Raw genomic sequence first — 24,761 nt, forward strand, 5'->3', positions numbered from 1 at the left:
ACCACCGACCGAGAGGTGCGCCCATACGGCGGCGCCCCGCCGGACCGTGTCCGACGGGGCGCCGTGAAGAGCCTGGGTGGCGTCAGCCGTGCTTGGCGCGCGAGGCGGAGCGGCCGCGCTCCTTCTGGTCCAGGACGACCTTGCGGATGCGCACGGCCTCCGGGGTGACCTCGACGCACTCGTCGTCGCGGCAGAACTCCAGGGACTGCTCCAGGGAGAGCTTGCGCGGCGGGACGATCGCCTCGAACGAGTCGGCCGACGAGGACCGCATGTTCGTGAGCTTCTTCTCCTTGGTGATGTTCACGTCCATGTCGTCGGCGCGCGAGTTCTCGCCGACGATCATGCCCTCGTACACCTCGGTGCCGGGGTCGGTGAAGAGCACGCCGCGCTCCTGGAGGTTGGTCATCGCGAAGGCGGTGACCGCGCCCGAGCGGTCGGCGACCAGCGAGCCGTTGTTACGGGTCGTCAGGGTGCCGAACCACGGCTCGTGGCCCTCGTGGATGGAGTGCGCGATGCCGGTGCCGCGGGTGTTGGTCAGGAACTCCGTACGGAAGCCGATCAGACCGCGGGACGGGACGACGAACTCCATGCGGACCCAGCCCGAACCGTGGTTGGACATGTTGTCCATCCGGCCCTTGCGGACGCCCATGAGCTGGGTGACGGCACCCATGTGCTCCTCGGGCACGTCGATGGTCATGCGCTCGACGGGCTCGAAGGTCTTGCCGTCGACGTCCTTGGTGACGACCTGCGGCTTGCCGATCGTCATCTCGAAGCCCTCACGGCGCATCTGCTCGACCAGGATGGCCAGCGCCAGCTCACCGCGGCCCTGCACCTCCCAGGCGTCGGGGCGCTCGGTGTCCAGGACGCGCAGCGAGACGTTACCGATCAGCTCGCGGTCCAGACGGTCCTTGACCTGGCGGGCGGTGACCTTGCGGTCCTTGACCGCGGCCTTGGCGCTCGCGCCCTTGCCCGTGCCGCCCCGGCCGACCAGCGGCGAGGTGTTGGTGCCGATGGTCATGGAGATCGCCGGCTCGTCGACCGTGATCAGCGGCAGCGCGACCGGGTTCTCCGGGTCGGCCAGGGTCTCGCCGATCATGATTTCGGGGATGCCGGCGACGGCGCAGATGTCGCCCGGGCCGGCCTTCTCGGCGGGCTTGCGGGTGAGCGCCTCAGTCATCATCAGCTCGGTGATGCGGACGTTGGCGATGCTGCCGTCCCGCTTGATCCACGCGACGGTCTGGCCCTTGCGCAGCTCGCCCTGCTCGACGCGGAGCAGCGCGATGCGGCCGAGGAAGTTGTCGGCGTCGAGGTTGGTGACGTGCGCCTGGAGCGGCGCGTCCGCGTCGTACGTCGGGGCCGGGACGTGCTCCAGGATGGTGGAGAAGAACGGCTCCAGGTTGGTGCTGTCCGCCGGGACGGTGCCGTCCTCCGGCTTGGTCAGCGACGCGACGCCGTCACGGCCGCAGGCGTAGACGATCGGGAACTCGATCTGGTCCTCGTCGGCGTCCAGGTCCAGGAAGAGGTCGTAGGTCTCGTTGACGACCTCGTCGATCCGGGAGTCCGGGCGGTCGGTCTTGTTGATGCACAGGATGACCGGCATCCGGGCCTGGAGGGCCTTGCGGAGCACGAAGCGGGTCTGCGGGAGCGGGCCCTCGGAGGCGTCGACCAGCAGCACGACGGCGTCCACCATCGACAGACCGCGCTCGACCTCACCACCGAAGTCGGCGTGGCCGGGGGTGTCGATGATGTTGATCGTGATGGGCTCCCCGCCGTCCTTGGGGTGATACTTCACCGCCGTGTTCTTGGCGAGGATCGTGATGCCCTTCTCACGCTCCAGATCGTTCGAGTCCATCATGCGGTCGTCGAGGGACTCGGCGGCGTGCGCCGCGAAGGCGCCCGCCTGCTTGAGCATGGCGTCGACGATGGTCGTCTTGCCGTGGTCGACGTGGGCGACGATGGCGACGTTGCGGATGTCGTGACGTGTGGCGGACACGGTGCGGCGCTTCTCCCGGAATCGTGGATGGCGGCGCGTACGGTCCGGTACGCGCGCCCGCCGGGCACAACTACGCCACGGCCTCACCCCATGGTACGGGGCTGTGGCGACATCGGCCGCCCCAGCCCGTACGTAGCGCCTCTGACCTGCGATTACTTACCGAACTTTAGCTCTGGCGTAGCCGTTACTTCTTGTAACCGACGTCTTGGAAACGCGGAGTGGCGAAGCCGAACGCGCCGATGTTGGCGAGCGTCTTGCGGGTGGCCACCAGCTCCGGCCGTTGGTAGAGCGGGATCGACCCGGCGGCGGCCCAGATCCGGGCGTCGGCCTGCTCGACCAGGGTGCGCGAGGCGTCCCCGTCCAGCTCCGAGGCGGCCTGGTCGAAGAGCTGGTCGATGTGGTCGGTGCCGACCCGGCTGTAGTTCTGTTCGACGGTCAGCGAACCGTCCGGGGCCGGCTGCGGCTTGGCGAAGATCGGCCGGGCGTCGGTCGCCGGGAAGGCGGTGCCGGGCCAGGAGTACAGCGCCAGGTCGAAGTCGCCGGAGGCGATGTGGTCCTTGAAGTAGCTGGCGTCCGGGACCCTCTGGACCGCGGTCTGCACCCCGATCCGGTTCAGCATCCCGGCGATCCGCCGGCCCACGGTGCGCAGCTGCTCGGAGCCGGGCCCGTCGGGGAGGACGAAGCGCAGCGCCAGCGGGCGGCCGTCCTTCTTCAGCACCGGCACCCGGCCGGGTGCCCGCCCCGCGGCGGCCTGGGGCGAGTGCCCGGTGCCGGCCTGGAGGGCGCGGAACGGGCCGGTGGCCGTGCGCAGCGCGGCGTGGCCGGCGGCCGCCCCGGGCAGGTGCGGGGCCTGCCCGGTCTCGATCAGCTCGGCGGCGCCCAGCGCCTGCGCGGCCCGCTTCTTGTAGCGCCGGTACTTGCGGTACGCCGGGGACCCGGTGTCCCCGGCGGCCGCCGCCCGTTCGTCGGCGGCCTCGGCCTTGTAGAGCGCCGCGCTCTGCCGCAGCAGGGCGGCCTGCTGGACCTCGGAGCCGACCGCCCCGGTGAAGGACAGCGGCGCCTCGACGGCGGCCGGGCGGGCGCCGTCGAGGTCCTCGCCCGCGCCCGGCCGGTGCGGGTTGCGGCCGTCCGTCCCGGCGTCGTCGGACCGGTCCGCCAAGGTGCCGTCCCCGGGCTCGTCCGCGCGCGGGTCCTCGGCGTACCCGTCGTCGCCGTCGTCGTCGGACCGGTCCGGCGTGACCGCGCGCCCGGCGCCGGCCTGCTCCTCCTCCGCGGGCCGCGGGGCGGAGCCGCTGGAGAGCTTCCAGCCGGCGTCGGCGAGCAGCTTCTTGGCCGCCCCCGCGTCCGCCTCGCCGATCGCGTCGCTGTGGTCCTCGTAGCCGTGCTGCCCGGCCATCAGCAGGTGGTTGCCGAGCGGCTGGGCGGGCAGGTCCAGCGGCTTGAGGACGGAGTCGGCGAGCGCCTGCCGGTCGATGGCGCGGGCCACCGCGCGGCGCACCCGCTGGTCGGCGAGCGGCCCGGCGCTGCCGTTGAGGGCGAGCTGGGTGTACGCGGGCTCCAGGGCCTTGCGGATGACGTAGCCGCCCAGTGCGGACTTCCGGGCGGCGGCCCGGGCGCCCGCGGCCTTGGCGTCCACGCCCTTGGCGGTGGCCGGCGCGGCGGCCTGGGCGACCTGCTTGGCGGCGCCCTGGTCGACCGCGGCGACGTCGATCGTTCCGGCGGCCAGCGCCCCGGCCCGCTTGTCCCGGGGCAGCACGGTCAGCACCAGCTTTTCGAGCTTGGCCCGGTCGCCCCACCAGGTGGGGTTGCGGACCAGCGTGACGGTGCCGCGGTCGGCGTCCCGCTTGCGCACCAGGAACGGGCCCGCGCCGACCGGGAGCTTCTCCCGCGCCGCGTCGTTGAAGGCGTCGGCCTCCCCCATCACGCCCTTCGGGTACAGCGGGCTGAAGAGCGACTGCCAATCGGCGTACGGCCGGGCGAAGGTGACCTTGACCTGGTGGGGTTTGGCGCCGGCCTCGACCTTGGCGATCCGGTCGTAGCCGGCGTTGCGGGCGGTCCAGTACGCGTTGTCCTTGCCGCGCAGCGCGTTCCACTGGGCGAGGAAGTCCGCGGCGCCGATCGGCCGGCCGTCGCTCCACCGCGCCTTGGGGTTGAGCTGGTAGGTGACGACCTGGCGGGGCTCGCGGGCGCTGACGTCGGCGGCGCCGAGGTAGTCGGCGTTGCGCTGCGGGCGGCCGCTCGCGTCGAGCGTGAACAGGCTGGGCAGGACGGCGCCGGCGACCCGGGTGGTGGCCGCGTCCGCGTCGCTCTGGAAGGCGTTGAAGGTGCTGGGCAGCGCGTCGATCGCCCACCGGAGCGTGCCGCCGTCCTTGACCATCCCGCGCGGGGCCGGCGCGATGTCCTGGGACTGGGCGACGGAGGACGCGGTGTCGCCCTGGCTGCAACCGGCCAGGACCGGCAACGGGAGCAGCACCCCCACCGCGACGAGCGCGGCGCAGCGGCGCCTCCGGCACACCGCGCCGCCTGGGCTGACGTGGTCGGTCATGACTGTTCCCTCCGGCTCGCCCGCGCCGCGCCGAGCCGCAGTAACACGTCCGGCCGACTTTGCGGCTCATCACATCTATGGGCTCCCTACTGAAGGTGACCGTCCACTTCCTGCCGGCCCGACACGTCGACGGCTCCCGCGAAGGCCACCCGCCCGGCCCAATCGCGGGTCGGGCGGCCGACGGACCCATGGCGCACCGCCCGCCCCGTACGCCCCAACGGCGCCCCCGCTCGTACCGGAGTTCGACGCTCCGTGGTGTGCGGCGGGTCCGGAACGCACCGGTTCGAGTCGTAGTGGTGCCTGCCCCCTTCCCAAGCCCTACTGTGACGCGCGACACTCTCGGGCGCATGAGATCGCCCACCACACGTCACGAAGTGAGGGCATGTGATGTCCGTACAGGACGACTTGACGGCGGTTGAACGCAGCCTGGACGCCCTGGTCCAGGCGGTCGGAAAACTGGAGGCACGGATCGGCGGCGGGCTGGACGTCCGTCGGGTCCGCAGCGACACGGACCATCTCCGGGAGAGCCTGGCGCTGCTCAAGCAGGGCCTCGCCGGCGCGTCGCCCGGCCGGCCCGCCGCGACCGACGACGAGATGGTGCCGGTCCCGGACACCCCCTACAACTCCGCGCTGTGGACGGACGCCGAGGACGAGGGCCTGGGCGCCAAGGACCGGCACGCGCCGTAAGGACGGAGACCGACGTTGGCCACTGGCATCGACCCCGCACCACAAGCGAGCCCGACCGGCGTGCACGATGCCTCGCGCGCCGCCATCCCCGCCCGCCATCTGCGCACCGACCGCTGGTGGCTGGCGCCGGCCGGCACCGCCGCCGGGCTGCTCGCGTTCGTCGTCTACTCGACCTGGCGGGCGTTCGCGAACGCCGACTACTACCACGCGCCGTACGTGTCGCCGTTCTACTCGCCGTGCCTGGCGCAGAACTGCCACACGATGCGCGGGGGGCCCAACTGGGAGCTGTTCGGCAGCTGGTGGGGCCTGTCCCCGGCCCTGCTGATCCTGATCTTCCCGCTGGGCTTCCGGCTGACCTGCTACTACTACCGCAAGGCGTACTACCGCGGCTTCTGGGCCTCCCCACCGGCCTGCGCGGTCGCCGAACCGCACAAGAAGTACAGCGGCGAGACCCGCTTCCCGCTGATCCTGCAGAACGTCCACCGCTACTTCTTCTACTTCGCGGTGCTGGTCGCCGGCGTCCTCACCTACGACACCGTGCTGACCTTCCGCGACGACCACTACCGCTGGGGCCACATGGGCCTGGGCTCGCTGGTCTTCCTCGCCAACATCGTGCTGATCTGGGCCTACACCCTCTCCTGCCACTCCTGCCGGCACATCGTCGGCGGCCGGCTGCGGCACTTCTCCAAGCATCCGGTGCGGTACCGGATGTGGGGCTGGGTCAGCAAGCTCAACGCCCGTCACATGCTGCTCGCCTGGTCCTCGCTGATCAGCGTGGCGGTGGCGGACTTCTACGTCTTCCTACTGGCCAGCGGGGCGTTCGCGGACCCGCGCTTCTTCTGACGCACGACGTCCGCGGACCTCCCGTCGGACCCCCAGGGCCCGGCGGGAACCGAAGAAACCGAAGAGATCCGAGGGAAGGTGTGCCGCTGATGGCGCATGTGGACCGGCAGACCTGGGACGTGGTCGTGGTGGGCGCGGGCGGCGCCGGGCTGCGCGCCGCCATCGAGGCCCGCGAGGCGGGGATGCGGACGGCGGTGATCTGCAAGTCCCTGTTCGGCAAGGCCCATACGGTGATGGCCGAGGGCGGCATCGCGGCCAGCATGGGCAACGCCAACGAGCACGACACCTGGCAGGTGCACTTCCGGGACACCATGCGCGGCGGGAAGTTCCTCAACCACTGGCGGATGGCCGAGCTGCACGCCCGCGAGGCCCCCGACCGGGTCTGGGAGTTGGAGACCTGGGGCGCGCTCTTCGACCGCACCGCGGACGGCCGGATCTCCCAGCGCAACTTCGGCGGCCACGAGTACCCGCGGCTGGCGCACGTCGGCGACCGCACCGGCCTGGAGCTGATCCGCACCCTCCAGCAGAAGATCGTCTCGCTCCAGCAGGAGGACGAGCGGGTCTCCGGCTCGTACGAGGAGGGCCTGAAGGTCTTCCAGGAGTGCACCGTCACCCGGGTCCTGACGGCGGACGGGCAGGTCGCCGGCGTCTTCTGCTACGACCGGGAGTCGGGCCGCTTCTTCGTGCTGGAGGCGCCGGCCGTGGTGCTGGCCACCGGCGGGATCGGCAAGTCCTTCAAGGTCACCTCGAACTCCTGGGAGTACACCGGTGACGGCCACGCGCTGGCCCTGCTGGCCGGCGCACCGCTGATCAACATGGAGTTCGTCCAGTTCCACCCGACCGGGATGGTCTGGCCGCCGTCGGTCAAGGGCATCCTCGTCACCGAGTCGGTGCGCGGCGACGGCGGGGTGCTGCGCAACAGCGACGGCAAGCGGTTCATGTTCGACTACGTCCCGGACGTCTTCAAGGAGAAGTACGCCGAGTCCGAGGCCGAGGGCGACCGCTGGTACGAGGACCCCGACCGCAACCGCCGCCCACCCGAGCTGCTGCCCCGCGACGAGGTGGCGCGGGCCATCAACGCCGAGGTCAAGGCGGGCCGCGGCTCCCCGCACGGCGGGGTCTTCCTGGACGTCTCGACGCGCATGCCGGCCGAGGTGATCACCCGTCGGCTGCCGTCCATGCACCACCAGTTCAAGGAGCTGGCGGACGTGGACATCACCGCCGAGCCGATGGAGGTCGGGCCGACCTGCCACTACGTGATGGGCGGGGTGGAGGTCGATCCGGACACCGCGGCGGCGAGCGGGGTGCCGGGGCTGTTCGCCGCCGGCGAGGTGGCCGGCGGCATGCACGGTTCGAACCGGTTGGGCGGCAACTCCCTGTCCGACCTGTTGGTCTTCGGCCGGCGCGCGGGGCTGTACGCGGCCGAGTACGTCGGCGGGCTGCGCGCCCGGCCGATCCCCGAACCGCGCAGCATCGACGCCGCCGAGGCGGAGGCGCTGCGCCCGTTCAGCGCCGAGGAGGGCGGCGGCCCGGCCGAGAACCCGTACGCCCTGCACCAGGAGCTCCAGCAGTCGATGAACGACCTGGTCGGCATCATCCGCCGGGAGGGCGAGATGGCCGAGGCGCTCCAGCGGCTGGCGAAGCTGCGGGTGCGGGCGCGCCGGGCGGGCGTGGAGGGCCACCGGCAGTACAACCCGGGCTGGCACCTCTCCCTCGACCTGCGCAACATGCTGCTGGTCAGCGAGTGCGTGGCGCGGGCGGCCCTGGAGCGCACGGAGAGCCGGGGCGGGCACACCCGGGAGGACCGTCCGGAGATGGACCGGCGCTGGCGCAACGTCAACCTGGTCTGCCAGTTGGCCGACGACGACGGCGCGGCGGGCGATCCGGACCCGGCGTTGGGGCAGATCCGGCTCTCCCGGCGCGAGACCCCGCCGATCCGCCGCGATCTGCTGGAACTCTTCGACAAGGACGAGCTGGTGAAGTACCTGACGGACGAGGAGCTGAGCCGGTGAGCGAGCGGCAGGCGGAACAGCGTTCCGGCGCCTACCAGGCGCACTTGAGGGTGTGGCGGGGCGACGCGGACGGCGGCGCGCTGGAGGACTTCCGGGTGGAGGTGAACGAGGGCGAGGTGGTGCTCGACATCATCCACCGCCTCCAGGCGACGCAGGCGCCGGACCTCGCGGTCCGCTGGAACTGCAAGGCCGGCAAGTGCGGTTCGTGCAGTGCGGAGATCAACGGCCGGCCGCGGCTGATGTGCATGACCCGGATGTCGGTCTTCGCACGCACCGAGACCCTCACCGTCACCCCGATGCGGACCTTCCCGGTCCTGCGCGACCTGGTCACCGACGTCTCCTTCAACTACGCCAAGGCGCGCCAGGTGCCGTCGTTCGTCCCGCCGGCCGAACTGGGGCCGGGCGAGTACCGGATGCGGCAGGAGGACGTGAACCGGTCGCAGGAGTTCCGCAAGTGCATCGAGTGCTTCCTGTGCCAGAACACCTGCCACGTCGTCCGGGACCACGAGGAGAACAAGGCGGCCTTCGCCGGCCCGCGGTTCCTGATGCGGATCGCCGAGCTGGACATGCACCCGCTGGACGCCGCGCCGGCCCGCGGACTGGACCGCAAGGTCAGCGCGCAGGACGAGCACGGGCTCGGCTACTGCAACATCACCAAGTGCTGCACGGAGGTCTGCCCCGAGAACATCAAGATCACCGACAACGCGTTGATCCCCTTGAAGGAGCGCGCGGCGGACCGCAAATACGACCCCCTGGTATGGCTCGGGAACAAGATCCGACGACGGTCGGAATGACCCGCCTGGCGCCCAACTGGCCCTAGATGCAGCATTTCTGATGCTGCATCACATGGCCGAAAACCTCCTTACGGCGGATTCGAACAGCCGCGGTATAAGAGCGGAATGAATCTTCCAAAAATAAATCGACGGCGGGTCCTGGCCGGCCTGAGCACCGTCCCGCTGGCCGCCGCGGCCGGCTTCCCCGCGCTGGCCCAGGACCGCCCCGCCCGCCCGACCGAGGCCCCCGGCGACCGGCGCACCACCCTGCTGCGCGGCGCGGACCTGGTCCTCACCATGGACCCCCACGTGGGCAAGGGCACCCTCGGGCAGCTGGAGAACGGCGTCGACGTGCTGCTGAAGGACGGGACCGTCGCCGCCGTGGGCCACGGCCTGACCGCGCCGGCCGGCGCCCGGGTGCTCGACACCCGCGGCAAGATCGTGCTGCCCGGCTTCGTCGACCTGCACAACCACCTGTGGCAGTCCAGCATCCGCGGCGGCTGTTCGAACGAGGACCTCTACGGCTGGCTGAGCGACTGCAACCGTGTCACGCTCCCCAAGATCGGCCCGCAGGACATGTACCGCTTCGTCCACCTGGCCGCGCTCGACGCCCTTCAGGCGGGCGTCACCACCCTCGTCGACTGGGTGCACCCGGTCCCGTACGACACCAGCGAGCGCTACATCAAGGCGCTGGACGACTCCGGGCTGCGCTTCGTCTACGCCTCGACGCAGAGCGCCGCCGACGCCCACCTCATCCCCAAGATCAAGAAGGACTTCCTGGACCCGCTGCCGCTGGCCTCCGTCCAGGTCTCCGCGCACGCCGGGATGGGCCAGATCAAGGAGCTGCGCGCGCTGTACGAGGTCGCCCGCGACCTCGGCGTGATGTTCAACTCGCACGTCCTGGAGAACAAGGGCGACCGCGCGGACGACCCGATCCGCTCGCTGCGCGAGATCGACGCGTTCGGCCCGAACCTGCTGATGAACCACGCGATCCACCTCACCGACGAGGAGATCGCGCTGACCGGCGAGCACGACGTGCGGATCGCGCACTGCCCGCTGAGCAACATGCGGCTGGCGTCCGGGATCTGCCCGCTGCCGGCGTTCCACCAACACGGCGTCAAGGCCGGCCTCGGCCACGACGGCGGAACCAACGACACCTCGGACATGTTCAACGTGATGAAGGCGGCGGTCGGTCTCCAGCGGGCCCGCCACGAGGACGCCGGGATCCACCCGACCCTCCCGGCGGTGCTGCGGATGGCGACGCTGGGCGGCGCGGAGGCCATCGGCATGGCGGACCGGGTCGGTTCGCTGACCCCGGGCAAGCGGGCCGACGTCGTCGTTCTCGACCCCGGCACCCTCAACTTCGCCCCGCGCTTCGACTGGACCAGCCAGATCGTCCTCAACGGCCAGCCGCCGAACGTCAGCGAGGTCTTCGTCGACGGCCACCTGCGCAAGTCGCGCGGCGAACTGCTGCACGTCGACACCGCACGCGTCGTCCGCGAGGCCGAACTGGCCGCCGCGCACCTGCGCACCGCCTAAACCGCACCACCGCACCACCGCACCCGGGTCCGTCCACCCGGGTCCCCGGGGCCCGCCCGACGCGCACCCCGGGCCGCGCCCCTCAGAACAGGCTCAGCAGGGCCTCCGCCGGGTCCACCGGTGCCGCATCGCCGTCCGGCAGCGCGAGTTCGTACCAGACGGTCTTGCCGCGCGGGGTGCGCCGGCTCCCCCAGCGCTCGCTCAGCAGGCCGACGAGTTGCAGACCGCGGCCGCCCTCGTCGGTGTCCCGGGCCCGCCGCCGCCGCGGCTGGGCCAGATCGGCGTCCCAGACCTCGCAGACCAGCGTCCGGTCCAGCAACAGCCGCAGCCGGATCTCCCCGTGCCCGTGCCGCAGCGCGTTCGTCACCAACTCGCTGACCAGCAGCTCCGTGGTGTCGACCAGGGCCTGCAACCCCCAGTCGGTCAGCTGGTCGCGGGCCAGCTCCCGGGCCCGGGCCACCGAACGCGGCTCCGGCGCCAGGCTCCAGTCGCCCACCGCATCCTTGGGCAGTCCGTGCACCCGCGCCATCAGCAGCGCGATGTCGTCCTCGCCGTGCGAGGTGTCCAGGGCCGACAGGACGTGGTCGCAGACGTCCTCCAACGGCCGGTCCGCGTCCGAGAGCGCCCGGCGGAACGCCTGCAGCCCCTCGTCCAGCGGATGGTGCCGGGACTCCACCAGACCGTCGGTGTACAGCGCGAGCAGCGCGCCGTCCGGCACCTCGACCTCGATCTCCTCGAACGGCTCCCCGCCGACGCCCAGCGGCATCCCCGGCGGGACGTCCAGCAGCAGCGCCTCCTCGCCCTCCTCGACCAACACCGGCGGCAGGTGCCCGGCGTTGGCGAAGGTGCACAACCGGGTGATCGGGTCGTAGACGGCGTAGACGCAGGTGGCGAGGTAGACCTCGGAGAGGTCGGCGGTGCGGGCCGAACGGTTCTGGGGCCCGCCGGCCGGGGCGCCCGAGCGGCTGCGGGCGGTGCGCGCCATGGCCCCCCGGTCGCCGCTGTCGCCCAGCCCCCGGGCGATCTCGTCCAGTGCCCCCAGGACCTCGGCGGGCTCCAGGTCCAGCAGCGCCAACGTGCGGACCGCGGTGCGCAGTTCGCCCATCGCCACCGCGGCGCGCAGCCCCCGACCCATGACGTCGCCGACCACCAACGCGGTGCGGTGTCCGGGGAGTTCGATCACGTCGAACCAGTCGCCGCCGACCTCGGTCGCGGTGGTGCCGGGCAGGTAGCGACAGGCGATGTCGAGGCCGGCCGCCTCCGGGTCGCCGGGCGGCAGCAGGCTGCGCTGCAGTATCAGCGCGCGCTCGTGTTCCCGGCGGTAGAGGCGGGCGTTGTCGATGCAGACCGCGGCCCGGGCGGCGAGTTCCACCGCCAGCGCGGTGTCCCGCTCGCCGAACGGTTCGCTGCCCTTCGTGCGGGAGAACCGCGCCAGGCCGACGACGGTGTCCCGGGCGACCATCGGCACCGCGAGGGTGGAGTGCACCACCGCGCCCAGCTCCGGGCCCTCGTCGCCCTCCCGGCCGGGGACGATCTGCGCCTGGGCGGTCCGCAGGGCGGCCGCGCACGGGGAGTTGAAGGGGTAGCGGTGGACCGCGCCGACGGTGACCGGGTCCTCCTCGGGAGCGCCGCCGGGCAGCGGCACGTCGGAGACCGCGCTGGCGAAGGCGACCCGCCGCAGCTCCGCGCTGCCGTCGCTCATCCCCGGCTGCTCCTCGTCGCCGGCCAGCAGTCCCTGGTAGAGGTCGACCGACGCCAGGTCGCAGAACTGCGGGACGGCGACGTCCAGCAGGGTGCGGGCGGTGGTCTCCAGGTCCAGGGAGTTGCCTATCCGGGCACCGGCCTCGTTGAGCAGCGCGAGGTTGCGGCGGGCGTTGGCGGCCTCGCGTTCGGCGCGGCGGCGGCCGGTGACGTCGGAGGCGAGCGCGGCGACGCCGATGGGGCGGCCGCTGGCGCCGTGCAGCCGGTAGAGCGAGATCGACCAGCGGCGGCGGTCCTCCTCGCCGGGGACGTGGCCGACCAGTTGCAGTTCGCTGACCGGTTCGCCGGTCTCCAGGACGCGGCGCAGCGCGACGGTCATCCGCTCGGCCTCGGGGCGGGGCAGGAAGTCGTGCGGGGTGCCGCCCCGGTACTTGCTGGGCGGGCCGCCGAAGACCGTGGCGAAGCGCTCGTTGACCCGCAGCAGCTTCAGGTCGGTGCCGAACAGGGTGAATCCCATGGGGGATTGACCAAAAACGGCCTGCGCGGCGGCGAGGTCGGTCTCGATCCCGCGCAGCGCCCGGACGTCGACGACCAGGCAGACCGCGCCCCGTTCGCCGTCCTCGTTCGCGGCCGGCATCACGTAGATCTCGGCGAGGCCGTCCACCGCGCCGTCCGCCTCCCGGCGGTAGGGCACCAGGCCGGTCCACTCCCGCCCGTCGAGGATCTCGGACACCTTGCGGCGGCCGGTCTCGCGGAACTCCCGGGGGACGAACGCCTCGACGGGGTCCTTGCCGAGGGCGTGCCGGGCGGCGATGCCGAGCATCTGCTCGGCGCGCTCGCTCCACTGGTCGATGCGTCCGTCGGGGCCGAGCGAGAAGGAGGCGACCTTGATGTAGTCGTAGATCGATCCGGGCCGACTGCTCTGCCACACGGGCGCGCCCTCCGGCTCGCGGGCATGGCGATGGCCGCTCCGCTCCACCGGACCGTACGTGCCGCCCCGGCCACCGTTCTGCGCAGGTACCACCCCGCCAGATGACTTCTCGCTCACGAGCCCCGTCCCCTCCAGCTCATCGTGCCCGGACCGGACCTGCCGAGTATTCCAGCACCTCGGCTATCCGGAACACGGTCTTCACGATCACAGCACAGTCTCGATCGCAGGCCATCTACAAAATGTCGATGAAATGGCAACGATCAGGACTCCTCATGACTCTTAACCAGCCACCGACAGCTCGAACCACACTGTCTTGCCGCTCTTTCCCTGCCGGGTCCCCCAGCGCCGCGAGGTGTGCGCGACGAGTTGGAGTCCGCGTCCGCCCTCGTCATCGGGGGTGGCGGTGCGCGTCCGCGGCGGATCGGGCAGCGGATCGGAGACCTCGACGAGCAGCGCCCCGGCGCCCAACAGCACCATGCGCACGCCGATGGGACCGCTGGCGTACCGCAGGGAGTTGGTGACGAGTTCGCTGACCAGCAGTACGGCGACGTCGGCGGCGCCGTTCAACCCCCAGTCGGTGAGCACCTGACGGACCATGGTGCGGGCGGTGCGCACGGCGCCGGGGTCCGCCGGGAAGCTCCATTCGGCGCTCGGTGCACCGGACGTCTTGCCGCGCCTGCGGACATCGGGGGGACCGGGCTCCGGGACCTCTGCCGCTGCGCTGTCGCTCACGCCGATCACTTCCCAGGCCGAGGTGTCCCCCGTCGTACCCGGCCCCGTCGAATAGGGCCAATCAGGACATACCCGATATCGAGCGGCGAGTACCGCCTTCAACCGTGCACTGTGGCACAAATGGCGCATCTCGGAGCAATACCCAGGAAGGGTGGGCACACCCGGCGAGCGGGCGGACATGGGCGACCGACGGGCGCGAACGCGCCACCCGCGTCCACCGGGGGCGCACACCGACCGGCGGGCCCCGCCCTCACAGCCGCGCGCCCGGGATCCCGACCGCCGGCTTGGAGCCCAACCGCCGCATCACCTCGGCGACCGCCGGGCGGTCCTGGTCGAGCCAGTCGACCTCGCGCTCCTCGCCCGGGCGCAGCCACCGCAGCTCGTCGTGGTCCTGGAGCGGCTCCGGCCGGCCGGAGACCAGCCGGGCGGTCCACACCTGGAGCACGTAACCGGGGCGCAGCACCCACTCGCCCGGGATCCGCTCCACGGGCGCGGCATCGACGCCCAGCTCCTCGTGCAGCTCCCGGACCAACGCCTGCTCCGGCGTCTCGCCGTCCTCCACCTTGCCGCCGGGCAGTTCCCAGCGGCCGGCCAGCGCGGGTGGCGCGCTCCGCCGGGCGGCCAGCAACCGGCCCCGCTCGCACACCGCACCGCCCACCACTACGCGCACCGTCGTCATGCGCGGCAGCCTACGTCCCCCGCTCGTCTCCCGCTCCCCGCTGCGCTCCCCTCACCGCCCTCCTCACACCGCGCCCTGGCCGACCCGCTCCACCGCGTAGAGCCGCTGATTGCCGCGGGTGTCGAGGCGGTCGGCAACCCGCTCCGCCTCCGCTCGGGTGGCATAGCGGCCGACGCGATAGCGGTTGCCGCCTTCGTCCTGGCGGATGACGAGCCAGGGCAACGCGGTCTCGTTCTCCGTCATTGCGCCCCTCCGTCCGCCGCGCAGCGCGCCGCGGCGCGGCCCTCCTGTGCTGATGCCGAAATCGCAATCCGCATATGCCCGACCCTACGCCCGACCTTTACGCACCGGATATGGATTTACACAAAGAGACACCGAACCGGCCACCCGCGGGGACCTGGAAGACCAGGTTCGGCCCGCGAGTGGCCGGTTCGGCCCGAGGAACTCGGGCGGTCGCATCGGGTGCGGCAGCGGCCGCGGACGCCCGCTCAGGCGCCGGTGGGAGCCTTCTCGCCGGCCGCCTCGCCGTCGGCCTCGATCGCGGCCATCTCGGCCTCGACCGCGACCAGCGAGGGGTTGCGCCAGGCGCTGCGCACGCCCCAGAAGTAGAAGGCCAGCGCGATCGCCGCGACCACCGCGAGGTCGAGGCCCGGCGGCAGGTAGCCCTTGCCGCCGAACTCCTTGCCGCCCAGGTAGGAGACGGCCGCCATGACGAGCAGGTAGACCACCATCCAGGCGCCGGCCTTCAGGTGCGGTAGCAGCTCCCGCAGCGGGCTGCGGCCCTGCTTCCACGGCCGGCCGATCTCGTACCACGCCCAGACCGGCAGCCCGACGGCCATGATCAGGATGACCTTGCCGGTCAGCGGCCACTTGCCCCAGTACAGGACCAGCGAGCCGAAGATCATCGCGATCGGGGCGATCACCGGCATCGCACGCAGCTTCACCGGCCGCTTCAGCTGCGGCGACAGCCGGCGCAGACCCATCACGGCGACCGGACCGGTGATGTACGAGATGACGGTCGCGACCGAGACGACCTCGGCGAGCGAGCCCCAGCCGCGGAAGACCGCGAGGAACAGGAACGCGACGCCGAGGTTGAGCACCAGCGCCGGACGCGGGATGCCGGTCTTGGGGTCCACCTTGCCGAAGACGCCCGGCAGGTGGCCGTTCTCCTGGACGCCCTGGATCATCCGCGAGGTGGTGGCGGCGTAGATCATGCCGGTGCCGGACGGCGAGACGAACGCGTCCGCGTACAGCAGCAGCGCCAGCCAGTTCAGGCCCCAGGCGAGCCCCAGCTCGGCGAGCGGGGAGTGGTAGGAGAGGCCGCCCCAGCCCTTGCTCAGGTCCCCGGCGGGCACCGCGAAGAGGAAGGCGACCTGCAGCGCGAGGTAGATGACCAGCGCGATGACGATCGAGAAGGCGACGGCCTTGGGCAGCGAACGGCCCGGGTTGCGCGCCTCGCCGGCGAGGTTCAGCGGCGACTGGAAGCCGTTGTAGGCCCACACGATGCCGGAGAGCGCCACGCAGCTGAGGACCGCGCTCCAACCGTTCGGGGCGAAGCCGCCCGCGCGGTCGATGTTGCCGGTGTCGAAGTGGGACAGGATCAGCGCGCCCGCGGTGAGGATCGGCACGACGACCTTGAAGACCGTGATCGCGGTGTTCGTCTTGGCGAACATCGAGACCGCGAACCAGTTCATGAAGAAGTAGAAGACCAGCAGGACGCTGGCCACCGCGACGCCGGAGCCGGTCAGCTCCTTGCCGTCGAAGAGCCCCTTGGCCCAGCTGAAGTCCCAGCTGCTCATGTACTGGACGGAGGCGGTGGCCTCACCCGGGATCACCGAGACGATGGCGATCCAGTTGGCCCAGGCCGCCAGATAGCCGGCGAGTGAGCCGTGCGAGTACTGGCCGTAGCGGACCATGCCGCCGGCCTTGGGGAACATCGAGCCGAGCTCGGTGTAGGTCAGCGCGATCGTCAGGGCGACGACCGCGCCGATGACCCAGGCGAGGATCGCGGCCGGGCCGGCGATGGCGGCGGCCCGCTCGGCCCCGAACAGCCAGCCGGAACCAATGATCGACCCGAGACCAGTGGCGGTCAGGGCGATGGTCCCGAGGGACCGACGGTAATTCGAATGCGAACCCTGCTCCGCACTCGTTGTCTTCGTCGTGCTCACGTGCTGGTCTCCTGGTCTTCCCCCGTGCCGTGCACAAACTTCGCCATCGTATGAGCGAATCCGAAGATCCGGTTCCCACACCGGCCAAAAAATCCCGCCCAGTTGAGCCTCTGTGAGGTTTCCAACACCGATATCCGGACGACATTCACGATAAAACCAGCCTAAATGGGACGCCCAACTCGGCTGGATTTCGCTCCACCGGACCCTGCGAATCCCGCAGGATCCCCCTACGCGGCGTCGACTTGGCGAGCACGGGGAGTTCGCGACACCCCTACTTCACCGGAAGGTGGTAAGCGACCCGGTGCCGCGCCGCGAGCGCGATCACGTCCGCCGTCTCGACCGGCCGGCCGCCCGCGAAGTACGTCCGCGAGATGACCAGTACCGCGTGCCCCGGCACCCCGCCCAGCGCCATCGCCTCTTCCGCCAGCCCGGGGCGCGCCCCGACCTCCTCGACGACGTTGTCCACCACCACGTCGATGGCTGCCATCCTCTCGACCACCCCACGCCCGGCCAGCGGACCCTCCTCCGGCAGCATCACCGGCGTCCGCCCGGTGATCTCCAGCGGCTCCCAGGAGGTGGAGAGCATCGACGGCTCGCCCTCGGCGCGGAAGACGTAGCGCGTCCGCATCACGCGGGCGCCCACCGGGATGCGCAGTCGCGCCGCCACCACCGAACCGGCCGGCTCCTGCTCGCTGTTGGACTCCCAGGTGCCCCGCACCCGCTCGTCCGTCTGCTCCTGGCGGAACGGCGTGCAACCGCGTTGATGGAAGCCGCCGCGGGCGATCCGGCGCGGCACCGACTGCTCCCGCACGTACGTCCCCGAGCCGGATCGGCCCTCCACCAGGCCCTCGGCCATCAGGACCTTGCGCGCCTCCAGCGCGACGGTGTCCGAGACGCCGTACTCCTCGCGGATGCGGGCCTGGGAAGGGAGGCGGGTGTGCGGGGCCAGCACCCCGTCGACGATCTTCTGGCGCAGGTCGCCGGCGACGCGGAGGTACGCGGGCTGCTCACCGAAAGGCACGTGCCCCTCCCAACAGCTTGACAGTCAGCAACAGCGTGACAACCGCGTGTGTCCGACCGCAACCCAAGACCCGAGTTTCACCCAAAGTAATGAACGCAGTTCAGCCGCCACCTGCGCCACACGGCGGCCGCACTGAAACAAGCGTTCCACCACGTTCCGTGTCCGTCCGTGTCACGATCGTCACCGAGCAGAAAGGGGCCACGATGCCGACCGAGAACGCCGCCGTCAGCTCCCTCCGCCCGATGCCCGACGACTGGCAACGGGCACTGGCCGTCGTGGCCCACCCCGACGACCTCGAATACGGCGCCGCGGCGGCCATCGCCGAATGGACCGAGGCCGGCCGCGACGTGCGCTACCTGCTGGTCACCCGCGGCGAGGCCGGCATCGACGGCCTCGCACCGCCCGCGTGCGCCGCGGTCCGCGAGGCCGAGCAGCGCGCCGCCGCGGCCCACGTCGGCGTCCGCACCGTGGAGTTCCTGACCGGCCACCGGGACGGCGTCATCGAGGCCGGCCTGCCGCTCCGCCGCGACCTGGCAGCGGCGGTCCGCCGGCACCGCCCCGAGCTGCTGATCACCCTCAACCACCGCGACACCTGGTTCGGCACCCAGTGGAACACCCCCGACCACCGGGCGGTCGGCCGCGCCGTCCTCGACGCCGCCGGCGACGCCGCCAACCGCTGGATCTTCCCCGAACTCGCCGACGCCGAGGGCCTGGCCCCCTGGTCCGGCGTCCGCTGGACCGCCGTGGCCGGCTCGCCCCGCCCCACCCACGCCGTCGAGGTGGGCCCCGGCATCCCGCGCGCCGCCGCCTCCCTGGCCGCCCACACCACCTACATCCGGGCCCTCACCACCCCCGACCAGGACCCGCACGCCTACGCCCGGGCCTTCGTCGACCGCTCGCTGCGCACCGGCGCCACCCACCACCGCGGCCGCCCGGCCATCCTGTTCGAGGTGTTCCCGCAGTAGGCGGAAGTCCCCGCCGAGCCTCCGGGCGGGCCGCCCGCCGCCTCAGGTCACCCAGCCGCCGGGCACCCATGACGTACCATCAACACCCCTTTCCCAACGGTCACTTAGCACCGTAAGGCGGCTCCCATGACAGGAAGCGGGACACCTCCTGCGTCCCCGTCACCCACGCCCCCCTCGGGGGACGGCGGACGGACCGGCCCCTCGGGACACGACCCCGCGCCGGCGACGAGGGACCAGCACGGTCCGCCCGCCCCCTCGCTCCTCGACGACCTGGTCGACGGCGTCATGCCGGAAGCCGCGGACCGCGACCGGCGCCGACGCAACCGCAAGGTCCTCATCAGGCTGTCCTGGACGGTCCTGGCCGCGCTCGTCGCCCTCCTCGCGACGAAGGGCACCGACTGGCTGACCTCCGAGCACGACGCCCGGGTCGCCAGCGAGGCCGACGACGAGGCCGACCGCGCCGGCCCGGCGTTCTCGGCGTCCGTACGCCTGGACGTCCAATACCCCGAAGCCCGGATCTTCGACGCGCCGTTCTCCCCCCAGGACACGAAGACCCTCCTAGCGATGCGGCCCGAGGGCGACCCGCTCACCCCCTTCTACGCGGCGCACCACGCCCGCGGAGTCTCCTTCACCGACGTCCACCACCCGGCCATGAAGGTTGCCTCGCCCGGGTATTCGGAGGAGTGGCGCGTGGACATCCTCAGCGACCGGAAGGCGAGCCTGGTCATCACGGACATGCGCATCAAGGGACTCACCTGCACGCCCGCCAAGGCCACCACGGTCATCTCGGTGCGGGGACAGGCGGGCGGCAGCTACGAGGGCATGTTCTTCGACCTGAGCCGCTCCACCACCACCCCGCTCATCACCGGCGACGAGGAACCGCACTACGGAGAGCCGTTCTTCAAGTACAAGAAGATCGACCTCGGCAACGGCGCGACCCCCGAAGGACTGCGCGTCCAGGTCACCTCCGGCACCCAGGACTGCTCCTGGAAGGCGTTCGAGACCCGCTACGTCGACGCGAACGGCGAACACACCCAGGACATCACCGACAACGGCAAGGACTTCACCGTCCACGGCCTCTCCGCCCACCCCCAACAGGCCTTCGAGGTCCGCTCCTACGGCCCCTTCGTCCACGAGTGCAAGATCCTGGGCGGAGGGCGCTTCGGGTGTTGAGGGCGGGGCGTCGTCCAGCTCACAGTCCGTGTTGGTCCAGCAGGCGCATCAGGTTCCGCTTGCGTTTGTGGGCGGTACGCAGGGCGGTGACGTACCCGGTGAACTGGTCCAGCGATCCCAGGCGGCGGTGGCAGTCCCGGATGCTCAGCAGCTGGCTGACGAGCTGCTCGTAGACCGCGTTGCCGGTCCGCTCGGTCAGCGGCTCCGCCAGGCGCAGGTACACGCCGAGCGCGGCGGCGGGGCGGGTGGCGCGGGCCTGGTCGGCGAGGGCGAGCCACTGCCGGTCGTGGGCGCCGGTCTCGGTGGCGGCCTGCCAGGCGGCGTCGACGTCCTCGTCGTCGAGAAGGGCGTCGACCAGGGCGGGAGCGCCGTACCGGCCCTGTTGCCGCTGCCCCGCGTCGGCGCGCAGCACGGCCAGCGCGCCCCCGCGCTCAGCTGGCCAGCACTCCGCGGCCCGGGCAGCGGCCCGCAGCTGCTGGTAGGCGAGCAGGGTGCGGCGGGCCCCGAAGTGGTCGCGGCGCAGGGCGACGGCGTCGGCAAGCCGGTCCGCCTGCGCGTAGCGGTCGCAGAGGTGGTCGACGAGGGCGGTGTCGACGGCAGCGAGGTCCCGGACCTCCCGAATGCCGCGTTCCGCCCAGCTCAGGGCCTCGTCCGAACGCCGGGCGGTGTCCAACTCACGCGCGATGGCCAGGTGCGTGTGGCCGTCCGGCGCGAGGTCGGCCGCAAGCACGGCGATCACCGCGTCAACGTCGCCTCCCCGCTTCGCCAGGCGCTCCACCAGGTACTTCTCCGCCCAGCCACGGCGGTTGCCCTGCCACGCCTCGACCGCCAGCTGCCACAGCACCGCCATTCCCGCTTCGCCGAGAACGCTCTCATAGTCGAGTGGATCGATGTCGGTGAGGCCGTCGTCCACCTCACCCAGCGCATGCCCCACCAGCCAACGCGCAAGCTCCCCCGGGTCGGGGCGCGCCGCACGGCACGCGTCGAGATGGGCGTCGGCGAGGCCGGTGCCCACCTGGCCGAGCCATCCGTCGGAGTCGTCGACGCTCTCCACCGACTGGGCCAGCAGCTTCATCGCCTCCCGCACCAGGACGATCGCGTCGGCTGCCCGTCCGGAGCGGGTGAGCGCGCTGATCGCCGACACCGCCTGCCCGGCCAGGTCCGCGTAGGCTCGGGCATCGGCGTACTCGACGTACCCGTACTGTGCGAAGGGGCCGATGTCGAGCAGTTCACGGATACGGGCCCGAACCGCGGCGAGGTCCCCGCGGGCACTCGCGGCCCGCAGCGCCAGGCGGCGCCGCAACTGCCGGTCCTCGCCCATCTGTTCCTGCACGAGAGTGAGCAACTCGTCCTTGGACAGGGAAGACAGCCACCCGTCGAGGTCCCGTGCCCGGTCCCGCGCCGCCTTCTGCTGCCCTGGCAGGCTCTCCGGCCCAGCGAGCAGCGTCAGACCGAGGGCAACCAAGTGCTTGCAGAAATTCCCTTCAAGGCCATACGGGCAGTCGCACTCACCGGACAGCCCACCGGGCCCACCCAGGGACAGCTCCACCTCATAGCGTTCCGTGCCGTGGACGCTCGCGGTGACCCATCCCTCACCGACCTCGACCCCGGACACCGCATCCAGGTACCCCCGCCCCCGCTCAAAGGAACGGGCACCGGCCACCATCTTGAGGTTCGCCTCACTGAGGCCACGCATGGTCTCGTCCACCCTGCCCCTGGTCCTGTTCCTTTACGGGAGCCAGCCTATGACTGGCAGCCAGTCAGGATCGACGGTCCAGGAGAAATTCCACATCGCTTCGATCCGTACCGCACGCGGCGCACCAGTCGCAGCCCATGCTCCGTTCAGACTCCAACTCCGTTGTCAGTTACTGCTGTCAGGATGAGCGGTACTCGCCCCGGACCCTCGTCATGGAGACACCATGAGCATCCCCAATCTTGGCCCGCTGACCATCGGGCGCCGCAACAGCAGCGAGCCGATACGGGCCCACGGCGAAACGGTCGGCAGGCTCGGCGAGTTCTGGAGCTGGGCATGTTCCGATCTGGCCAACAACACCATGCGCGGTGTCCTGGCCGAGTACCTCGTGGCCACGGCCCTCGGCGCCGCCACTGGAACCCGTACCGAATGGGACACCGTCGACATCCGTACACCCGAGCAGTGGCGCGTCGAGGTGAAGTCGGCGGCATACCTGCAGTCGTGGGCACAGTCCCAACTGTCGGAGATCTCCTTCTCCATCGCACCGGCCTCCGGCTGGGATCCCCAGACCGGCAAGACCTCCACCGACGTGCTGCGCCGCTCGGACGTGTACGTCTTCTGCCTACTGCACCACCAGGACAAGCAAACCCTCGACCCCCTGGACCTCGACCAGTGGACCTTCCACGTCCTTCCCACCCGCGTCCTGGACGAGCGGTGCCCGAGCCAGAAAACGATCAGGCTGTCCCGTCTACAACGCCTCAGCCCACTGGAGACCGACTTCACCGGCCTGCAGAGGGCAGTCACCGCATGCGCCGAAGAGACGATCTGCGAAGTTCTCCTTGCCCCTCTGACGTCTGGATAATTCGACAACCACGCAAAAGGGCCCGCCGTAATCAGCGGGCCCTACAGGGTTTCGTTTCCAAGTACGAAACTAGTCTGATTTTCAATCAGACGTTGAACCGGAACTCCACCACAAGCATCTGACCTGCAGAAACACTGAGTGATCCCAGCACCATCCCAGCACGGGATTTACGACAAAGTGCAACTGTGTTCAGGACCGCCAACGCTACACAACAGCGGAAGCAGGTGACGAGGCACGGCTGCATGAGCGTGCCATCAGATACGGAGCTGACCATGACCGCCCGAAGCAGTTGGGCAGTCCGGAGACGTCTCCTCTTAACTGACGTCCTGCTGGCGCCGTCCGCACGCCATCAGACCTCATCCTCTGTCTCTTCACTATGGATGCGCTGAGCCAGATCCCACAAGCTCAAGCCATCCGACTGATACCAGCGAGCCGTTCCCTGATTGGCCACGGGGCGCTCGTCCCAGTCGGCATCCGCCCACATCTTCGACACCAGACCGGAAGGCGAGTACTGCTGCTCGTCGTACGCCCACAAGATCGGCTTGGTCCGGTGATTGACCCAGGTCGCCTGGCGTCGCCTTTGGTCTTCAACAAGCCACTCTTCCATGGCGTCACGCTCGGGCTCGTTCAGGGCTTCGTACTGGAGGGGGGCTCCATCCTTGATGACACGCCGGTCGACCAAGAGCGGCACGGTGTTCGGACGACGCGGCTTGCGCTCCTTCGCAGGAGGCTCGGGAACAGCGACGCCCTCGGCCAGGTCACCAAGGACATGCTTCGCGAGTTCCCTACATGTCTGCGCGGTCTGGAAAGCAGTCCTGATCTGAGGACGCGGCCCGTAGCGAGTCACAATCAGATGCGTCAGACGACGGACTAGTTCCGGTACGAGGGCAGGAATCTTCTCCAGCACCTCGCTGTCCCAGTCGAAGTCGGGGTCATCGATACTGGTGGCGCCGAGATGCTGGAAGACCAAGTGAGTGACGAGAAAGCCTCCATGCTCCGTGGTCGCGGCCTCGCGACTGTTCTCCCCACTACCCAGTTCGTAGACCGCGCTCCGTGCCGCGCGCAGCGTGAGCACGGAGCGCCACACCTTCTGCGGAGAGGGTTCGCGTTTGAACAGCACAGTGTGGCTGCCCTTGGAGCCCTGCTCCCAAAGGTTCTCCATGGAACTGGCGGCCCGGGCGGCTTGTTCTGCATCCGGATGCAGGCAGGCAAGGGCAAGGGCAAGTTCATCCAGTGAGCAGCCGGTCTCGGGAGCAGCGACCGGCTCGCCCCGTTTGATCACGTACTGCTTGCGCAGCTCGGCGCGCAGATTGGCCTTGATCGCCTGGTGCACGGGTTCGAGCGCGATGTGATCGCGCTGCTCAATGGCGTTCTGCCGGTTCGCCGCCTGCGAGACCTGCACCCCGAATTTCCGGTCCTCATAGGTATTGATGACCTTGACGCTCAGAGTCGCATTGGCCGCAGCCTCCCCGTCCTCATGCATGGCTCTGGCAACTGCCCTTACGGTCTGAGCACCGTTGACGATGCTCGCCCCTGACAGAGTGAGAGTCGTCGGTCTGCTCTGCGGTGCCTTAGCGCTGTCATGCTTCGCCGTAAGCGAGTCGCAGATCATGGTGATGCCGTTGTTCAGGTGCCAGAACCTGGTGGGATCAGACGTGAGGGTCTGACCGATCTCTGCATTGGTGACGGTGGGCCCGAGCGGGGCCCGGAGATTCTGCTCGAACAGACCTGTCCCGTGCGTCTCGTACCACTCTGCGACGCTCTCGGCGGAGACCGTGCCCTGATATGCCTCGAGCGGCCCTTTCTGCTGGTACCAGTCGTCAAGGCGTACACCCAGGTGGATGGGCTCCGGCCGAAGGTCCACATGAATCTGGTCGTGGAAGTCAGCGGCGTACAACACCTCGACGCTCAATCGAGCGCCGTGCTTGTTGAACTCATCGAGGGCGTTGGCGAGAACCTCGCGTGCGGGCGGAGAGGGCTCCACAGTACCCATCAGCGCGATGACAAGAGTGGCTCGCTCATTGACAATAAACGGCCTAGCCTCCAGGGCGAGGGCGCCAGCACGCTGGTTGAACTGGTCGTACAGCTCGTTTTCGATCCGGTTGAGGCCGTCCACCATCGCCTTGGCCGCGTCCACATCGAAGGTCGCCGTGCCCTTATCGCTCCACTTCGCCTGGACCAGCAGAGCCTGCCCGCTCTCTGGCAGGGGGGCGACAGCATCCAATCCTTGATCCGCGATGCCGTCCGTCACGAACCGGGCTGCCTCGGCCACGCTGCACTTGGCAACACGTCGTACGGCTAGGGCGGCGAGGGCACGGGAGAGGAAGCGCTGTTCGTAATTGCCCCCACGGAAATGGGCAATATCGCTGTCGTCTATCACCCCGTCAAATGTCTCATGCAGCTGCGCGCGCACCTGCGTTACCTGCCGAGGTACGTCCGCCCCC

18 protein-coding genes are annotated in these 24,761 nt (G+C 70.5%); 8 read left to right on the forward strand and 10 right to left on the reverse strand.

The window, feature by feature from the left end; translation table 11 throughout:
* Nucleotides 1–82 precede the first annotated feature (82 nt).
* Together typA and ABD385_RS14390 are read right to left on the reverse strand one after the other, a co-directional pair.
* On the reverse strand, nucleotides 83–1,993 hold the full coding sequence (gene typA, locus ABD385_RS14385) for a translational GTPase TypA (protein ID WP_344575578.1): 1,911 nt from the start codon (nucleotides 1,991–1,993) through the stop codon (nucleotides 83–85).
* Between the two features lie 184 nt (nucleotides 1,994–2,177).
* On the reverse strand, nucleotides 2,178–4,538 hold the full coding sequence (locus ABD385_RS14390; protein ID WP_344575579.1) for an ABC transporter family substrate-binding protein: 2,361 nt from the start codon (nucleotides 4,536–4,538) through the stop codon (nucleotides 2,178–2,180).
* 387 nt (nucleotides 4,539–4,925) lie between these two features.
* Between ABD385_RS14390 and ABD385_RS14395 the strand changes: the two genes are divergently transcribed.
* From ABD385_RS14395 to ABD385_RS14415, 5 genes are all read left to right on the forward strand, one after another.
* Nucleotides 4,926–5,225 (forward strand): hypothetical protein, encoded by a 300-nt coding sequence (locus ABD385_RS14395; RefSeq protein ID WP_344575580.1) that lies wholly within the window; start codon nucleotides 4,926–4,928, stop codon nucleotides 5,223–5,225.
* Between the two features lie 15 nt (nucleotides 5,226–5,240).
* Nucleotides 5,241–6,068: a hypothetical protein gene (locus ABD385_RS14400; RefSeq protein ID WP_344575581.1), complete on the forward strand. Its 828-nt coding sequence runs from the start codon at nucleotides 5,241–5,243 to the stop codon at nucleotides 6,066–6,068.
* Between the two features lie 89 nt (nucleotides 6,069–6,157).
* Nucleotides 6,158–8,080 (forward strand): fumarate reductase/succinate dehydrogenase flavoprotein subunit, encoded by a 1,923-nt coding sequence (locus tag ABD385_RS14405; protein WP_344575582.1) that lies wholly within the window; start codon nucleotides 6,158–6,160, stop codon nucleotides 8,078–8,080.
* Complete coding sequence (locus ABD385_RS14410; protein ID WP_344575583.1) at nucleotides 8,077–8,874, forward strand: succinate dehydrogenase/fumarate reductase iron-sulfur subunit; 798 nt, start codon at nucleotides 8,077–8,079, stop codon at nucleotides 8,872–8,874. Before ABD385_RS14405 ends, ABD385_RS14410 begins: the two co-directional genes overlap by 4 nt.
* Before the next feature lie 105 nt (nucleotides 8,875–8,979).
* The gene (locus ABD385_RS14415; protein ID WP_344575584.1) at nucleotides 8,980–10,392 is read left to right on the forward strand and encodes an amidohydrolase family protein; all 1,413 of its coding nucleotides are present in this window, start codon (nucleotides 8,980–8,982) and stop codon (nucleotides 10,390–10,392) included.
* Between the two features lie 82 nt (nucleotides 10,393–10,474).
* Here ABD385_RS14415 and ABD385_RS14420 read toward each other — a convergent pair whose 3' ends face one another.
* The 6 genes from ABD385_RS14420 to ABD385_RS14445 form a co-directional block, all read right to left on the reverse strand.
* Entirely contained in the window at nucleotides 10,475–13,024 is a 2,550-nt protein-coding gene (locus tag ABD385_RS14420; protein ID WP_344575585.1) for a SpoIIE family protein phosphatase, read from the reverse strand.
* 279 nt (nucleotides 13,025–13,303) lie between these two features.
* Nucleotides 13,304–13,765 carry an ATP-binding protein gene (locus ABD385_RS14425; RefSeq protein ID WP_344575586.1) on the reverse strand — a complete coding sequence of 154 codons (462 nt, stop codon included), beginning with the start codon at nucleotides 13,763–13,765 and terminating at the stop codon, nucleotides 13,304–13,306.
* 241 nt (nucleotides 13,766–14,006) lie between these two features.
* Entirely contained in the window at nucleotides 14,007–14,435 is a 429-nt protein-coding gene (locus ABD385_RS14430) for a (deoxy)nucleoside triphosphate pyrophosphohydrolase (RefSeq protein WP_233656919.1), read from the reverse strand.
* A gap of 63 nt (nucleotides 14,436–14,498) precedes the next feature.
* On the reverse strand, nucleotides 14,499–14,678 hold the full coding sequence (locus ABD385_RS14435) for an SPOR domain-containing protein (protein WP_016572758.1): 180 nt from the start codon (nucleotides 14,676–14,678) through the stop codon (nucleotides 14,499–14,501).
* 245 nt (nucleotides 14,679–14,923) lie between these two features.
* Nucleotides 14,924–16,603, reverse strand: coding sequence for an APC family permease (locus ABD385_RS14440; protein WP_344575587.1), 1,680 nt, complete (start codon nucleotides 16,601–16,603; stop codon nucleotides 14,924–14,926).
* Nucleotides 16,604–16,874: 271 nt separating this feature from the next.
* Nucleotides 16,875–17,624, reverse strand: coding sequence for a GntR family transcriptional regulator (locus ABD385_RS14445; RefSeq protein ID WP_344575588.1), 750 nt, complete (start codon nucleotides 17,622–17,624; stop codon nucleotides 16,875–16,877).
* Nucleotides 17,625–17,827: 203 nt separating this feature from the next.
* Here ABD385_RS14445 and ABD385_RS14450 point away from each other — a divergent pair, with 203 nt between their 5' ends.
* Nucleotides 17,828–18,589, forward strand: coding sequence for a PIG-L deacetylase family protein (locus ABD385_RS14450; RefSeq protein ID WP_344575589.1), 762 nt, complete (start codon nucleotides 17,828–17,830; stop codon nucleotides 18,587–18,589).
* A gap of 126 nt (nucleotides 18,590–18,715) precedes the next feature.
* Nucleotides 18,716–19,762 carry a hypothetical protein gene (locus ABD385_RS14455; RefSeq protein WP_344575590.1) on the forward strand — a complete coding sequence of 349 codons (1,047 nt, stop codon included), beginning with the start codon at nucleotides 18,716–18,718 and terminating at the stop codon, nucleotides 19,760–19,762.
* Between the two features lie 19 nt (nucleotides 19,763–19,781).
* Here ABD385_RS14455 and ABD385_RS14460 read toward each other — a convergent pair whose 3' ends face one another.
* On the reverse strand, nucleotides 19,782–21,458 hold the full coding sequence (locus ABD385_RS14460; RefSeq protein WP_344575591.1) for an SWIM zinc finger family protein: 1,677 nt from the start codon (nucleotides 21,456–21,458) through the stop codon (nucleotides 19,782–19,784).
* Between the two features lie 223 nt (nucleotides 21,459–21,681).
* Between ABD385_RS14460 and ABD385_RS14465 the strand changes: the two genes are divergently transcribed.
* A complete protein-coding gene (locus ABD385_RS14465; protein ID WP_344575592.1) occupies nucleotides 21,682–22,317 on the forward strand; it encodes a hypothetical protein in 636 nt (211 codons plus the stop codon).
* Between the two features lie 349 nt (nucleotides 22,318–22,666).
* Here the strand turns inward: ABD385_RS14465 and ABD385_RS14470 are convergent, their stop codons facing one another.
* Nucleotides 22,667–24,730, reverse strand: a complete 2,064-nt coding sequence (locus tag ABD385_RS14470) for an AIPR family protein (protein WP_344575593.1) — start codon at nucleotides 24,728–24,730, stop codon at nucleotides 22,667–22,669.
* Nucleotides 24,731–24,761 lie beyond the last annotated feature (31 nt).

The sequence above is a fragment of the Streptomyces lunalinharesii genome (assembly GCF_039532155.1).
GTDB lineage: Bacteria > Actinomycetota > Actinomycetes > Streptomycetales > Streptomycetaceae > Streptomyces > Streptomyces lunalinharesii.

Coding starts and splice junctions, on each gene's coding strand:
- ABD385_RS14460 (WP_344575591.1), bottom strand. CDS start 21,458: ATGCGTGGCCTCAGTGAGGCGAACCTCAAGATGGTGGCCGGTGCCCGT.
- ABD385_RS14465 (WP_344575592.1), top strand. CDS start 21,682: ATGAGCATCCCCAATCTTGGCCCGCTGACCATCGGGCGCCGCAACAGC.
- ABD385_RS14390 (WP_344575579.1), bottom strand. CDS start 4,538: ATGACCGACCACGTCAGCCCAGGCGGCGCGGTGTGCCGGAGGCGCCGC.
- ABD385_RS14430 (WP_233656919.1), bottom strand. CDS start 14,435: ATGACGACGGTGCGCGTAGTGGTGGGCGGTGCGGTGTGCGAGCGGGGC.
- ABD385_RS14415 (WP_344575584.1), top strand. CDS start 8,980: ATGAATCTTCCAAAAATAAATCGACGGCGGGTCCTGGCCGGCCTGAGC.
- ABD385_RS14450 (WP_344575589.1), top strand. CDS start 17,828: ATGCCGACCGAGAACGCCGCCGTCAGCTCCCTCCGCCCGATGCCCGAC.
- ABD385_RS14405 (WP_344575582.1), top strand. CDS start 6,158: ATGGCGCATGTGGACCGGCAGACCTGGGACGTGGTCGTGGTGGGCGCG.
- ABD385_RS14455 (WP_344575590.1), top strand. CDS start 18,716: ATGACAGGAAGCGGGACACCTCCTGCGTCCCCGTCACCCACGCCCCCC.
- ABD385_RS14395 (WP_344575580.1), top strand. CDS start 4,926: ATGTCCGTACAGGACGACTTGACGGCGGTTGAACGCAGCCTGGACGCC.
- ABD385_RS14435 (WP_016572758.1), bottom strand. CDS start 14,678: ATGACGGAGAACGAGACCGCGTTGCCCTGGCTCGTCATCCGCCAGGAC.